Here is a 14,152-nt window from a genome sequence, read left to right as displayed (position 1 = left end):
GTTGTACCGGGTACAGAAATCGCATCAGGTTGTACCGGGTACAGAAATCGCATCAGGTTGTACCGGGTACAGAAATCGCATCAGGTTGTACCGGGTACAGAAATCGCATCAGGTTGTACCGGGTACACACTTCACAACTAAGTGTACCCGGTACAAAAAAAGTGTCAAAAATTGAATTTTTAATGGACGTTGAAGTATCTGGCTTCGGGGTGGGCGAAGACGATGGCGGTGACGGAGGCTTCGGGCTCCATCATGCATTCTTCGGTGAGTTCCACGCCGATCTGTTCGGGTTGGATGAGTTTAAATAGTTTCTTCTGATCTTCTAGTTCCGGACAGGCCGGGTAGCCGAATGAATAACGCTGTCCTTGATATTTTGCGGAAAAGCGTTCCTGCATGGTGAAATCCACTGCATCCGGGAATCCCCATTTATCACGCATGAGCTGGTGAATATGTTCGGCCAGTCCTTCTGCTGTTTCTAAAGCAAGAGCCTGCAGAGCGTGACTCTTCAAGTATTCTCCCTGATCTTTCAACTTAATGGATTGATCGCGGATTCCTTTCCCGGCAGTCACAGAGAAGAATCCAGCGTAATCCATTTCTCCGCTGTCGACAGACCGCAGATAGTCGGCTAAACAAAGGTAAGGCTCCTGGTTCTGCCTTGGGAACGTGAACCGTTCAATGATCGTTTTATGATCATTTGGATCATAAATAATGACGTCGTCCCCATCCGACTGAGCCGGGAAGAATTGATAGAGTGCAGAGGGCTGAATGATCCCTTCTTTTTGAGCTTTTTCAATCAATTCATCAACCACTTCTTTCAAATGTAGAGCCTTTTCATTTTTCTGTTCCATTAGTTTTGAGAATTTACCTTTTAACCCTAAGTGGTGACCGATTAACATTTGCATATTAATGTAAGGTTCAATATGGGCAACTGAATAATTTCTCAATAGATGCTGATTGAAATCATGAGGTTTAAATACAGGAACCGTTTTCGACACCGTGGAGACCGGTTTTTCAGCTACAGCGGTGGAGGCCGGCTTTTTGGCAGCTTGTTCTGCGCCTCTCGTAATGGCCTGCTCCTGCTTTTCGCGCTGTTCTTCAATCAAGAGCTGACGGTCTTCTTCATGACTCAGCCGGTTCGATAACGACAGCCCATCCATCGCGTCCTTCGCATAAAAAACTGTTCCTTCGTACTGCGGAGCGATTTTCGTATTGGTGAACTTTCGTGAAAGCGCAGCGCCGCCAACTAAAATAGGAATATCAATTCGCTGCTGCTTCAGATCTTGAGCTGTCAATACCATCTGCTGAGCGGATTTCACGAGCAGTCCGGATAATCCGACAAAGTCCGGGTTTTCGTTTTTAATTTGTTCAATAAGTTCAGTGGATGTGACCTTAATCCCGAGGTCAACAACATTAAACCCGTTGTTACTAAGGATAATGTCAACAAGGTTTTTACCGATATCGTGTACGTCGCCTTTTACAGTGGCCAGTAGGATTTTGCCTTTTTTATTCGACGTATCATCTTTTTCCATATGTGGTTCAAGGTGGGCTACAGACGTTTTCATCACTTCAGCACTTTGCAGAACCTCAGCAACAATCAGCTGGTTGTCATTAAAGAGACGGCCGACCTCGGCCATACCATCCATTAATGGACCGTTTATGATCTGTAAAGGTGTTGGATAAGCAGCTAATGCTTTTTCTAAATCAGGGATCAGTCCTTCTTTTGTTCCTTCAACGACGTAGTGAGCCAGACGTTCCGGTAAGCTCATCGTGGCTGTCGGCACCTTTACCTCTTTCTTTTTACCACGGTAAAAGGCCGTGAATTTGGCTAATGTAGCGTCTGTTGTCTCAAAAAGAAGTTCGTTGGCCTGATCGATTTCTTCCTGGGCGATAGAAGCAAAGCGCTCAAGCTTCTCTGTATTGACGATCGCGTAATCAAGTCCAGCTTTTGTACAATGATAAAGATAAACGGCGTTTAATACCTCTCTTCCTACAGGAGGAAGACCAAAGGACACATTGCTGACACCTAAAACGGTCTGACAGTTCGGCAGCTTCTCCTTAATCATACGAATACCTTCGACTGTTTCATCTGCAGAGCCGATATACTGCTCATCTCCAGTACCAACAGGGAAGACAAGAGGATCGAAAATAATATCTGATTCATTAAGTCCGTAATCTTCAACGAGAATATTTCTTGAACGAACAGCGATCTCAAGCTTGCGTTCTGCTGTAACGGCCATACCTTCTTCATCAATGGTACCAACGACGACTGCAGCTCCATATTGCTGAACTAAAGGCAGGATTTCCTTGAAACGGTCTTCACCGTCTTCTAAGTTAATCGAATTGATAATTACTTTACCTTGAGAATAGGTAAGAGCCTTCTCGATAACATCCACGTCAGTCGAGTCAATAATAAGAGGTACCTTCACTTTATTAATAACCTGCTTCATGAATTCTTCCATATCCTGCACTTCATCACGGTCCGGATCGGCCAGACAGATATCGATCACTTGAGCTCCTTTTTTTACCTGCGCACGAGCTATTTCTGATGCTTCTTCGAATTTCTCTTCAGCAATTAACCGCTTGAATTTACGGGAACCAATAACATTTGTCCGCTCTCCGATTAAAATAGGACGGTCATTTTTGTCTTCGTAAATAAAAGGCTCAATTCCAGCTACAGCGTGTGCGTGACTATCAGGTGCTTTTCTCGGCTCAAAATCTTTTACTGCTTCTACCAGTGCACGAATATGGTCTGGTGTGGTGCCACAGCAGCCTCCGACGACATTAAGCCAGCCTTTCTCAGCGAACCCGGCAATTTTTTCAGCCAGCGATTCAGGTGTTTCGTGATAGTTCCCCTCTTCATCAGGCAGCCCGGCATTTGGATAACAGCTGACGTTTGTTGTGGCTAAGTCAGATAATGAGCGAATGTGATCTCTCATAAATTCAGGACCCGTAGCACAGTTCAGCCCGACGACAGCAGGTTTCATATGTTCAAGCGATAGATAGAACGCTTCAATGGTCTGTCCCGCAAGCGTAGTTCCCATGGGCTCAATGGTCCCTGACACCATGAGCGGTACTTCTTGATCAAGTTCTTTAAAAGCACGGGATATCCCAAGATACGCCGCTTTTACATTCAACATGTCTTGAGAAGTTTCTAGTAAAAGAAGGTCGACCCCGCCTTTAAGAAGACCGCGGGCCTGCTCCTGATAAGCATTCGTCAAATGTACAAACGTTGTGCCGCCTGTAACGGAGAGCGTTTTCGTTGTCGGTCCCATAGCACCGGCAACGAAGCGGGGACGCTCCTCTGTTGAATGTCGATCTGCAACATTTTTAGCAATTTGTGCGGCTTTAATATTAATCTCTTCTGCTAAGTGCCCTAGTTCGTATTCATCGAGGACAAGGTCGGTGGCTCCGAATGTATTTGTTTCAATAATATCGGCTCCGGATTTTAAATATTCATCATGAATCCAATCAATAACACCTGGAGATGTGAAATTCAAGTATTCATTACACCCGTCATATAATTCTCCTCCAAAATCATCAGGGGAAAGGTCGGCGTCCTGGAGCATCGTTCCCATAGCTCCGTCTAACACTAAAATTCTATTTGAAAGATGCTGGTGAAATGGTGTTGTTTTCATGGTGAACCGTCCTTTCTGCACGTTGCTTGGTAACTTCTTTTATATAATTGGTCAATTCTACAGTAATCTCATAACGTAAAAATGGAGTAATTAAGTAAATTCCATTAAAAAGCTCAGCGGCTGTATCAATTAACGTCTTGGCAATAGCGATTCCTTCTGCTTGAGCAAGCGCGGGATCGTGACTTACATTCTCCATACACTGACGGATATCATCTGAGAGTTTAATGCCGGGTACTTCATTGTGCAGAAACTCTGCATTTCGAGAGCTCGTCAGCGGCATAATTCCAATGTAGATGGGCGCATCAATGTGTTTTGTCGCTTCATAAACTTCCTTAATCTGTTCAACGCTGTAAACCGGCTGGCTGATAAAATAGTCAGCGCCGTAAGTTATCTTTTTCTCAAGTCTCCCTACAGCCCGGTTAAGGTTACGGACGTTCGGGTTAAAGGCTGCTGCCACGGAGAAGTTTGTATTCATGCCGAGCGATTTACCTGAGAAAGAAATTCCTTTGTTGAGCTGCTTTATATATTGAATTAAATCAAAGGAAGATAAATCATAAACGGACGTCGCTCCTGGAAAATCACCAATTTTGGTCGGGTCGCCAGTAATTGCTAATACTTCAGTAATTCCTAATGTGTGAAGTCCCATTAAATGGGATTGCAGCCCGATTAAATTACGATCCCGGCAGGCAATGTGTACTAGTGGGTTAATATCGTATTGCTGTTTAATAATGGAAGCGATGGCTGTGTTGCTGATCCGCGGGCTTGCAAGCGAATTATCAGCCAGTGTAACGGAATCCACCCCGGCATCTCGTAACGCCTGCGCCCCTTTCATGTAGCGGTCAGTCTTAAGTTTTTTCGGGGGATCCAGCTCTACGATAACAGATGGCCGCTCAGCCGCAATTTCGTGAAGGTGGGGTTTATGATCTCCGGATTCATTAGGTGCTTGAACCTCTGCAGGCTCTTGATGAACGACTTTCTGCTGAATCGGTTGTTTCCCTTTTACTTCCTCAGCAATGGCTGCGATATGTTCGGGTGTAGTTCCACAGCAGCCTCCGATTAAACGCGCGCCCTCTTCGTAAAGTGAGCGTGCACTTGCTTTAAAATAATTTGCGTCTGTTTTATAAACGAGACGGCCGTCCTGATAAGCAGGGAGGCTGGCATTCGGATATGCAGACAGAACAGCTTTCTTAGGGAGAGGGACACCTTCTAAGGCCTGGGTCATGTGATAAGGACCCAATCGGCAATTGATGCCTACTACGTCTGCTCCCATGTTTTCCAGAGCGGTTAATGCATCTGCTAGAGAAGTTCCGTCCTGGAGTACTCCCGGCTCATGCATCGAAACTTGTGCAATAATGGGCAGCTTCGTTTCTTTTCTAGCGATTTGAACGACAGTGGACAGCTCTTCGAAATCGTAAAAGGTTTCTAATAAAATACCGTCCACTCCTTCAAAAAGCATGCAGTATAACTGCTCCCTGAAACTTCCTTTAATTTCCTCCAATGAGACGGCCTGTTTACTGATCGCCCGGATGCCGCCGATCGTTCCTACCACATAATTGTGGTCCTTGGCAGCTTGCTTTGCGATCTTTATAGCCGCTGCATTAATTTCCTTTACTTTATCTTCAAGTCCATATCGTGATAATTTGACGTAATTGGCACCGTATGTGTTCGTCTGGATGACATCAGCACCGGCCTCTACATAAGCTTTATGGACATTAAGAACTTCAGTTGGATGTGTACGGTTTAAATCTTCAAAGCATTGATCGATCCCATAAGAGTAGAGAAGTGTTCCCAGAGCACCGTCCCCTACGAGAATTTGAGATTGAAGAGCCTCTTTCAAATTCATACATTTCCTCCTTGATTATAGAGTACCGCTATAAATACAAAAAAGCCTTCTTAAGAAGAAGACTTTAATTCGTAATTAATCCTCTCCTTATCTGCCAAGTTTAGTAACTTGCTGGAGTTAGCACCATACTGACGGACCAGTGGTTGCTGAGGCTTCATCGGGCCAGTCCCTTCACCTCTCGAGATAAGAAAGCATATGAAATTTCCTACGGCAAAACATTGTTGCGACTTACATTACACTAAATAATGTGAGGAATCAAGAGAATATTCGTAATTTTTCATCTTTGACCAGGGTTTATTCAGAAATCAAGAAATAATTGTTTTAAAATGGTAATTAATTAGTCCTAAATATACTCGTAAGTTTCGACAATTAGTGACATATATAATTATAATGTAGTGAATTTTCTTAATATTAAAATATGTCGAAAGATTTCTGTTATACTTGCCAAAAGCTTGATGTAAAGCCAATCCCGACTATCGTTATAGTGAATTTTAAAATCTATCAACCTCTATTGAATTTTAATGCAATTAAATGTATGATTAGTAAATTGGAAACGGGAATTTAAGTATTATGCACTACTTTTTTATACAATATTTATTCATTTATAGGGGGAATTCAAATTATGGATGCAGAAAAAAGGGAAGAAGAGTACATCACGCAAAACTATACGCCGGGGCAGCTTGTGAAATTCTTAGTGCCGTCGATTATTGGGGTATTATTATTTCTTGTCCCTGTTTCGGTGAATGGAACAGTTACAATTGGGCTCGGGGTAATGGCCGATGGTCTTCAGGCAGCAATAGAAGAATACATTCCTTTATTTATGACAATTATTATCTGGTTATCAGTCGTTGGGGCATTCGTAATCAAAGCAATAAGTCATCCATCTATACGCAATCATAAATTTTTATCCAGCTTGTTTGATATCAGTGCTTTCTGGATTATTCTACGTATTTTAGGTGCTGTTTTCGCTACTTTAACCCTTGCAGGAGCCGGACCTGAGATTATTTCATCTGAGCTTACCGGTCAAGTAGTACTGTTTGATTTAATACCTGTCTTAATGGTTTGGTTTCTATTTGCCAGTTTATTTATGCCGCTGCTGCTGGAGTTCGGACTTATGGATTTCATTGGGGCTGTTGTTAGAAAAGTAATGAATCCATTATTTAAGCTTCCGGGCCGTTCTTCTGTTGATGCGCTGGCCTCATGGATGGGGAGCGGTACCGTCGGCGTATTGCTGACAACGCAGCAATATGAAGGAGGTTATTATTCAAAAAGGGAAGCAGCGGTCGTAGCAACAAATTTCTCGATTGCTTCGATTGCTTTCAGTTTAGTAATTGCACGTCTTATTGATATTGACGACATGTTTGTTCAATTCTATTTCACCGTGGCAGTGTGCGGAGTCATAGCTGCTGTGATCTGCCCGCGTATTCCGCCGCTTTCAAGAAAAAAGAATACGTATTATGAGCCGGTAGGAAAACAAATTGATGAAGCCGTTCCAGAAGGCATCACAAGCTTCCGCTGGGGAGTGGATCAAGCCGTGAAGAAAGCCGATCAGGTAAAAAGCGCAAAAGACGTTATAAGCCGGGGGATTTTCAATGTTGCGGATATATGGCTGGGGCTGATTCCTCTCGTAATGGCGATTGGTACTATTGCGTTAATTATTGCTGAATTTACGCCTGTCTTTACGTACCTGTCTTATCCGTTTATCCCTTTATTAAACCTGCTTCAAATTCCAGAAGCAGCAGAGGCAGCACCTGCGATGATCGTAGGGTTTGCGGATATGTTCCTTCCGGCTGTAGTCGGGGCAGGGATAGAGCCCGAGCTTACGCGCTTTGTAATCGGGGTTATGTCTTTAACACAGCTTGTCTATATGTCTGAAATAGGAATTTTATTAATCAAGTCTAAAATTCCATTGAATCTGCTGGAACTGTTTGTGATTTTCCTGCAGCGAACCGTTGTTACTCTGCCAATTGCAGCTCTGATGGCTCATCTATTATTCTTTTAAAACAAGTGTTACGATTATGAGAGATTGTAGGAGGAGGTTGTGAATATGGGACATGATTGGAGTCACCTTGTTAAGAATATGTCAAATCGTCTGGCACCCAGTATGGCGAAGGATCATCCGAACCTTCCTGTCGTAAAAGAGGAAGGCTGCTATTACTATGGGGTGGACGGTAAAAAATATTTAGATTTTACTTCCGGGATTGCCACAACTAATGTTGGCCATCGTCATCCAAAGGTAGTGGAAGCAATTAAAGAAGGAGCTGATCAGCTTGGTCACGGTCCTTCAGGAGTTATTATTTATGAATCAATTTTAAAATTAGCTGACCGCTTAGCCGAAATTATGCCGGGCAATCTCGATTGCTTCTTTTTTGGAAACAGCGGGGCAGAAGCCATTGAAGGTGCAATTAAACTTGCGAAGCACGTCACGCAGCGCCCTTATATTGTTTCCTTCATAGGCGGCTTTCACGGAAGGTCAATGGGAGCTTTAAGTGTTACAAGCTCCAAAAGCAAATACCGTAAATTCCTCCAGCCCTCAGGGTCATATCAAGTGCCCTATGCCCAGGTAGATGAATGTCCTAAAGAGCACGATCCGGAAGAATATGTGGTAGAGCAGCTTGAGAAAGATTTTGAAAGATTATTTGCTCATCAAGTTACTCCAGAAGAAGTAGCAGCGGTGATTGTCGAGCCGGTTCTTGGAGAAGGTGGATATATTGTACCGCCTAAAGCCTGGCTGAAAAAAGTGAGAGAGCTGTGTGATCGTCATAATATTCTCCTCATTTTTGACGAGGTGCAGACAGGTTTTGGACGGACGGGTGAATGGTTTGCCTCTCAAACATTCGATGTAACGCCGGACATAATGGCGATTGCTAAAGGAATTGCCAATGGCATGCCGCTTAGTGCCACGGTGGCTTCGAATGAATTGATGAAGCAGTGGCCGCTCGGCAGCCACGCCACCACATTCGGCGGTAATCCTATAGCGTGCTCAGCCGCTAACGCAGTACTTGATGTCATTAAAGAAGAGAACCTGCTGGCCAATACGAAGGAGGTTGGAGCTTATGCAGTACAAAAGCTGCAGGAAATTAAAGCGAAGCATCCTGTAATTGGCCGCGTGCGCTCAGTAGGGCTGATGATCGGAATTGAAATTATCAATCCTAAGACAGGAGCACCGAATAGCGAGGGATTATTCAAAGTTTTAGATACTTCACTTGAAAATGGAGTGCTTTTCTATTTTGGCGGAAATCAAACTGAAATTATTCGAATGATCCCTCCTCTGACGGTAACGAAAGAACAGATTGATGAAGGCTTGCAAATGTTTGATCAGGCCCTCAAGTCTTACGAAGAAGAAATTGGGGTTTATAGTTGATATGAAAAGGAGCCTATCCAAACGGATAGGCTCCTCAGCTTGTAGAGAAACCCTGTGTTTTACTACAAGCTTTTTTTTGTGCGCCCGTGCGGACAAATACCACTCGCTTTCCGCGGACGAACGCCCGAGCCTCCTCGTGAAAACCCCACTGCGGGGTCTCGGATCGCCCGTTTTTCCGCAGGAGTCTCCTGGTATTTGACCGCCCTTCACCTAACTCATCTTGGTTAGGTGAAGGGCAATCTTTTTCATGTTCTGGCAGGCAGCCGTCAGTAACGCCTGCTCTCGAACTTTTTCGAGGATAAAGGAGAAATCTATGTATTGGTCAATCTTACGGAGTAAGTGATTTTCCGGGACAAGCTCTTCAATCGTTACGATTTCCATTTCATTTTGTCGTTCTTTTCTGGACTGAAACAAAAGATCACCGCCTAAACAGATTCTTATCTATAGGATAACAAATGAACGCGGTGAAAAATAAAAGAAATCAAAAAAATCAGGCTGTCGAGACTTTCGCGACAGCCTGAGGGAGCCTATCCAAACGGATAGGCTCCTTTTATTTAATGACTAATACTGGACATTTAGCATGCTGTACAACGTTGTTGCTCACACTGCCTAAGAAAAACTTCTTTACGTTTCCAAAACCGCGGTTACCTATAATAATTAAGTCGATGTCATTTGCAGCGGCGTAATCACAAATTTTAATGCCGGGGTTGCTTTCTCCTTTTCCGACTAACGCCTCAGTTACAATCGGGTGGTGAACTGTTTTAAACTCTTCCTTAATTTTTTCCAGGTCAGATTTTAACTGTTCGGCCAGCTCTGTTCCAATACTTTCACTCATTTTTGCATTCGTAAAGGGGCCAGTCGGCTTAATGACTGAGACCACATGGACCTCAGCTTCATTGTTAGTTGATTCTTTCGATAAAGCTTCCTGAATAGCTTTCTTGCTAAGTTCTGAACCATCGTATGCTACTAGAATCTTTTCCTTCATTATAACCACCTTCCTTGGAGCTATAATACTAAGGTTTCCTATCTATATTTTACCATACAATTAACTGGAAATCTTCCAAAGCATTTCTTTTGTCGAATGCGGATATGAAAGTATGGTTACACTTTAAATAAACGATAAAGTACAGGTGAAGACGTTGAAAATATTATGTATAGATGGGGGAGGGATTCGAGGAATTCTTCCTGTCACCATATTAAAAGCAGTTGAGCAGGACAGGCAAATTCAGGTGGGAAAAGACTTTGACTTAATTGCAGGTACAAGTACAGGTTCGATTATAGCAGCATCTATTGCTTTAAATAAAAAAATGGAGGATGTGCTGGAATTTTATCAAACGTATGGAAAGAAAATATTCAAGAGACAGGCGAAGGTCGGTTTATTTAAGAGTGTTTACAGTGATCGAGATCTAAGGGAGATGCTTCGTCAAGTTTTCGGAGAAATTAAATTAAGTGAAATTGAGAAACCTCTCTTAATACCAGCCGTAGACATTACCCATGGCCGGCCATTTACGTACCGCTCGCACGTAAACGAAAGTGATAAATCGAGAGAGGATGTTCATTTATGGAATGCCGTTCTCTCTTCCTGTTCAGCGCCCGTTTACTTTCCTCCTAATAACATTTCCCAGCACTATCTATCCATCGATGGGGGGCTGTGGGCGAACAATCCATCTATAGCTGCGATCACTGAAGTAATCCAGTCCTTTCATACGTCCTTAGAAAATATCCAGGTTCTATCGTTTGGTACAGGAAGACAGAAAATTGAGTTCTCTTTTACAAAAAATAAATATTGGGGGCTGAGGCAATGGATGCCTTTACAGCTTCCGTCGTTAAAAACAAAGCCGAAGCTGTTAGATTTGGCCCTTCACCTGTCTTCAGAATCGGTATCTTACCATAGTCAACTATTATTAGGTGACCGCTACCTGCGTATTGACGATGATTTAACTAAAGAAGTCCCTTTTGATGATATTAACTGTATGAACGATCTAATGACGTTAGGGGAGCAGGTATATCAGCGTAATAAAGATGCGATTCTACAGTTCCTGGAGCAGTAGAATCCCTTTTACAGATTCAAGAGACCCTGACTGCATCCATATTCACCATAGGTTAGTAAATTACTGTTGTTCCATGCCCGGCACGGCAACATACTGCCATTGATCTTGAATTATAAAATCCTCCCCGTTCCAGTAAAGCGGAGATTGAACGAGCCCCAGCCCATCCGCATTGTACCGGCCTGCTATACGCTGGAAAACAAACAGTTCATACACGCCGTCTCCATTAAAATCAACTGGATAAGCCGTGTTTAACCCGGAGACCCACCCTTGAACAAGAGACTTCAGTATGCCGTCTTTAGTATATATTTCCGAAAGATATTCTTCTCCCTTATTACTAATATCAATAATATAATCAAGCTTTAACGTTTGATTGGTCACGTCTACTTTATAGTGATCACGATAAACCACATCGTATAAGTATTGGTCATTGAACGTTTCATAATTAAATAACTCGTGTGCCTGGTTGTTTAGGAATGAATAAATGTACACAAAGTAATAGCCGCCGCTGCCGCCGGAGTTGATGTTTATTTGAATATCATCCACCCCGTTTCCGGTGAAATCTCCTAAAAATAGAGAAGGTTCATAGCCCGCATTAGACTCGAGGGGGATACTGAAAAAGCCTTGAGTTCTTCCGTCCTGAATAACCAGAGTAATGTCGGTCGTGAAAGGGCTGCCTGAATCATTCGGTTTCTTCCCTGTTAAATATACGTTATCCATGATCCCGTCACCATTCACATCACCTTGAGCAAAAGCAATGACTGTCGGCTGTTCAGCTGTCAGTCTATAGTAATATGGATACATGAGCTCCATCCTTTCCAGAAAATAGCCTTAGACTATTCTATGCTTCTTCACCGGGACAATATATGAAATCTTTGGAAAGACTTTTTGTAGACTCTTACTGATGGGATGGTATATCCTTAAAGGTAGGCATTACATAAATAAAGGAGCATAAAGCATGTCAATTCGTAAAAAGTTCACACGTTCTAATCTAGCAATTGTTATTATCCCCGCATTATTATTTTTAGCTGTTGAAGGCTACCTGCTTTTATATACATTTGATTTCAGTGCACAGCAAAGCGACCAGCTTACATTCATCTCTATTCACATTGCGGGCTGGCTAGTTCTGTTATTAATAACTAATGCATTATTTATTTATTTTGTAACAAAGCACGTAATTAAACCGATGAAAAGCCTTACGAAAGCAGCGGAAGAAGTAAGTGCCGGTCAAATGGAGACTCCATTTATACGGATGAAAAAGGATGAAATTGGGAAACTGGCTGATTCCTTCGAGAATTTGAGACTGCAGTTGATGGAAGCAGAAGATGTGAAAGAGAAATATGCAGAGAACCGAAAGAAGCTTCTCTATAATATATCAACGGATCTCCGCCTCCCGATGACCTTCATCAAAGAGCAGATCGAATTAGTTAAGGGAGATGAGGCTTCGAAGGAAGAAGTGGATGCAGCTTTACAAGCCCTCCATATGAAATCAATTGTACTTGAACGTTTAGTCGATGAACTGTTCCAGCATTCAGAACTGGATATGGGACGTCTTGCCTTTTATTTTAAAAAAGTAGAGCTCCGCTCGTTTCTAGTTGAAGTTATGGAAGAATTTCAAATGGAATGGGAAGAGGTAACGTTTACGTTTGAAGCTGAAAAGGTGAGGCCCTACGAAGCGAAAGCCGATCCTGCACAGCTTAAACGTGTAATGGTTCATTTAATTAACAACTGCCTGCGGTTTATGGATAAAGAAACGAAAAAAATAAATATACACTTAAAAGAAAAGCAAGGAGAAATAATAGTAGAAGTGATGGACAATGGACCGGGAATTCTCGATCATGATCTGCCCCACATTTTTGAACTTTTCTATCAATCAGAGCAGACGAAAATGTTTTCTGAGGGAGGAAGCGGTCTCGGTCTTCCGATTTCAAAGCGTATTATTGAGGAGCATGAAGGCACGATTAAAGCTGCCAGCCGAATCGGCCATGGCACGACGATCACATTTACGCTGCCATCCTATGAGTCTTAATCCGATTTAATGAATGCTGCCATTATAAAAAAGCTTCCCTTTTAGGGAAAGCTTTTTTAAATACGGCTGAATCCTTCCTGTTCAAGAAAGTTAGCGGCTTCTTTGTAAGAATTAAAAGATCCTTCTAGATCTTCTCCTGCGTACACATGAAATCCATCATCTTCCCGCATAAGAAAAAGAGACTGCTCGAAGTCATTCATCCATTCTTCGAAAACAGGATTTTTCTCTGCCGGGGTGGAAGACAACGAATCAATCGCCTCGCGCACAATCGTTCGCAGTTCTGCTTCACTGAAGTGGCGGATATTGACCATCCCGCGTTCATCAGCCGGATAGTCGTCGATTTCTCCTGCATACACGAACCCGTTCCCATTCGGATGAAGATGGTAGACAATGTTCTTTTTGTCGTAAAGACTATCCTCGTAATGGAAGTTGATTCTGCCTAATGACACTTGCTTTTTATCCAATTCTTTAAACTCTTCAATAATAGCGATCTTTTCTTCAAACGTTAGCATAAGAGCCTCCTGCTGATTTTGTAATTCGTTAATTATAGCACAGGTGGGACAGGTCCTGAAATAAGGGATTGTAAGCGGCATTAGAAAATGGTATAGTAATTAAGCGATGAGCTGTTTGTGTAAGACGAAGTATATGCCTTTAAGGCTAAACGACGAATGTGGTCGTCGGTACATTCGCGTCAAAAGATCGAAAGCTTTCCCTGAAATACGGGAAAGCTTTTTTTGATGGCTTAGAAAGGGGAATTGCCCATAAAAGTTGGCTATTGGCCCATAAATGTTAATATTCGCCCATAAATTAAAATATCTGCCCATAGAAGGTTTAAACGCGTCCATAAAACCCGGACGCTGATTCGTTTTTATACCGTTAATTCAGCATGGATATGGTATAGTGTTAGAAACATCTTCGTTTATGAAAGGGAAGGTGAATATTATGTACTTAACAGTTAAAGAAACGGCTCAATATTTAGATGTCTCAGAAGAATACGTGGAACATTTAATTAGAGAAAAGAAAGTACGATGCTTGCATGACGGAGAGCAGTATCTCGTTAACAACGACCAATTTGATGGCTACTTTGAACAAATAGAAAAATATAGGGATATGATGCAGGAATATTTAAATGAACCGCTGCCTCAAGACCCGAATATTAAAGATGAGGATTAGAAAGAGCAGGGGGGATTCCCTGCTCTTTTGCTTTTGAAGACTGTACTCACACGGCTCCAG

General features: G+C 42.6%; 10 protein-coding genes, 1 pseudogene and 1 riboswitch. Of the genes and pseudogenes, 5 read left to right on the top strand and 6 right to left on the bottom strand.

Annotated features, from left to right (window positions below):
* Positions 1-179: 179 nt before the first annotated feature.
* A complete protein-coding gene (metH, locus tag LF822_RS20020) occupies positions 180-3,635 on the bottom strand; it encodes a methionine synthase (protein WP_253925867.1) in 3,456 nt (1,151 codons plus the stop codon).
* Entirely contained in the window at positions 3,598-5,478 is a 1,881-nt protein-coding gene (locus LF822_RS20015) for a bifunctional homocysteine S-methyltransferase/methylenetetrahydrofolate reductase (RefSeq protein WP_253925866.1), read from the bottom strand. The genes metH and LF822_RS20015 overlap by 38 nt, the downstream gene beginning before the upstream one ends.
* An 84-nt stretch (positions 5,479-5,562) precedes the next feature.
* Positions 5,563-5,668: riboswitch (SAM riboswitch) on the bottom strand.
* 432 nt (positions 5,669-6,100) lie between these two features.
* Between LF822_RS20015 and LF822_RS20010 the strand changes: the two genes are divergently transcribed.
* Complete coding sequence (locus LF822_RS20010) at positions 6,101-7,480, top strand: YjiH family protein (protein ID WP_253925865.1); 1,380 nt, start codon at positions 6,101-6,103, stop codon at positions 7,478-7,480.
* A gap of 45 nt (positions 7,481-7,525) precedes the next feature.
* Complete coding sequence (locus LF822_RS20005) at positions 7,526-8,842, top strand: aspartate aminotransferase family protein (RefSeq protein ID WP_253925864.1); 1,317 nt, start codon at positions 7,526-7,528, stop codon at positions 8,840-8,842.
* 282 nt (positions 8,843-9,124) lie between these two features.
* Here LF822_RS20005 and LF822_RS23270 read toward each other — a convergent pair.
* Together LF822_RS23270 and LF822_RS19995 are read right to left on the bottom strand one after the other, a co-directional pair.
* Positions 9,125-9,223, bottom strand: a pseudogene (locus tag LF822_RS23270) (transposase); the annotation flags it as partial.
* 169 nt (positions 9,224-9,392) lie between these two features.
* The gene (locus LF822_RS19995; protein WP_253925863.1) at positions 9,393-9,827 is read right to left on the bottom strand and encodes a universal stress protein; all 435 of its coding nucleotides are present in this window, start codon (positions 9,825-9,827) and stop codon (positions 9,393-9,395) included.
* A 145-nt stretch (positions 9,828-9,972) separates the two neighbouring features.
* Between LF822_RS19995 and LF822_RS19990 the strand changes: the two genes are divergently transcribed.
* Complete coding sequence (locus tag LF822_RS19990; protein WP_253925862.1) at positions 9,973-10,893, top strand: CBASS cGAMP-activated phospholipase; 921 nt, start codon at positions 9,973-9,975, stop codon at positions 10,891-10,893.
* Between the two features lie 60 nt (positions 10,894-10,953).
* Here LF822_RS19990 and LF822_RS19985 read toward each other — a convergent pair whose 3' ends face one another.
* Entirely contained in the window at positions 10,954-11,694 is a 741-nt protein-coding gene (locus LF822_RS19985) for a VCBS repeat-containing protein (protein WP_253925861.1), read from the bottom strand.
* Between the two features lie 154 nt (positions 11,695-11,848).
* Here LF822_RS19985 and LF822_RS19980 point away from each other — a divergent pair, with 154 nt between their 5' ends.
* Positions 11,849-12,919: a sensor histidine kinase gene (locus LF822_RS19980; RefSeq protein ID WP_253925860.1), complete on the top strand. Its 1,071-nt coding sequence runs from the start codon at positions 11,849-11,851 to the stop codon at positions 12,917-12,919.
* A gap of 56 nt (positions 12,920-12,975) precedes the next feature.
* Here LF822_RS19980 and LF822_RS19975 read toward each other — a convergent pair whose 3' ends face one another.
* A complete protein-coding gene (locus LF822_RS19975) occupies positions 12,976-13,431 on the bottom strand; it encodes a hypothetical protein (protein WP_253925859.1) in 456 nt (151 codons plus the stop codon).
* Between the two features lie 430 nt (positions 13,432-13,861).
* On the opposite strand from LF822_RS19975, the gene LF822_RS19970 reads away from it, so the two are divergent.
* A complete protein-coding gene (locus LF822_RS19970; RefSeq protein ID WP_253925858.1) occupies positions 13,862-14,092 on the top strand; it encodes an excisionase family DNA-binding protein in 231 nt (76 codons plus the stop codon).
* Positions 14,093-14,152 lie beyond the last annotated feature (60 nt).

The organism is Halobacillus sp. A5, from assembly GCF_024189315.1.
Taxonomy (GTDB): Bacteria; Bacillota; Bacilli; order Bacillales; family Halobacillaceae; genus Halobacillus_A.
This window is presented reverse-complemented; position numbering and strand designations above follow the sequence as displayed.

What these genes read in the sequence shown, in the direction of transcription:
- LF822_RS19970 (WP_253925858.1), top strand. Translation starts at nt 13,862, where the DNA reads ATGTACTTAACAGTTAAAGAAACGGCTCAATATTTAGATGTCTCAGAA.
- metH (WP_253925867.1), bottom strand. Translation starts at nt 3,635, where the DNA reads ATGAAAACAACACCATTTCACCAGCATCTTTCAAATAGAATTTTAGTG.
- LF822_RS20005 (WP_253925864.1), top strand. Translation starts at nt 7,526, where the DNA reads ATGGGACATGATTGGAGTCACCTTGTTAAGAATATGTCAAATCGTCTG.
- LF822_RS19980 (WP_253925860.1), top strand. Translation starts at nt 11,849, where the DNA reads ATGTCAATTCGTAAAAAGTTCACACGTTCTAATCTAGCAATTGTTATT.
- LF822_RS20010 (WP_253925865.1), top strand. Translation starts at nt 6,101, where the DNA reads ATGGATGCAGAAAAAAGGGAAGAAGAGTACATCACGCAAAACTATACG.
- LF822_RS20015 (WP_253925866.1), bottom strand. Translation starts at nt 5,478, where the DNA reads ATGAATTTGAAAGAGGCTCTTCAATCTCAAATTCTCGTAGGGGACGGT.
- LF822_RS19975 (WP_253925859.1), bottom strand. Translation starts at nt 13,431, where the DNA reads ATGCTAACGTTTGAAGAAAAGATCGCTATTATTGAAGAGTTTAAAGAA.
- LF822_RS19985 (WP_253925861.1), bottom strand. Translation starts at nt 11,694, where the DNA reads ATGTATCCATATTACTATAGACTGACAGCTGAACAGCCGACAGTCATT.
- LF822_RS19995 (WP_253925863.1), bottom strand. Translation starts at nt 9,827, where the DNA reads ATGAAGGAAAAGATTCTAGTAGCATACGATGGTTCAGAACTTAGCAAG.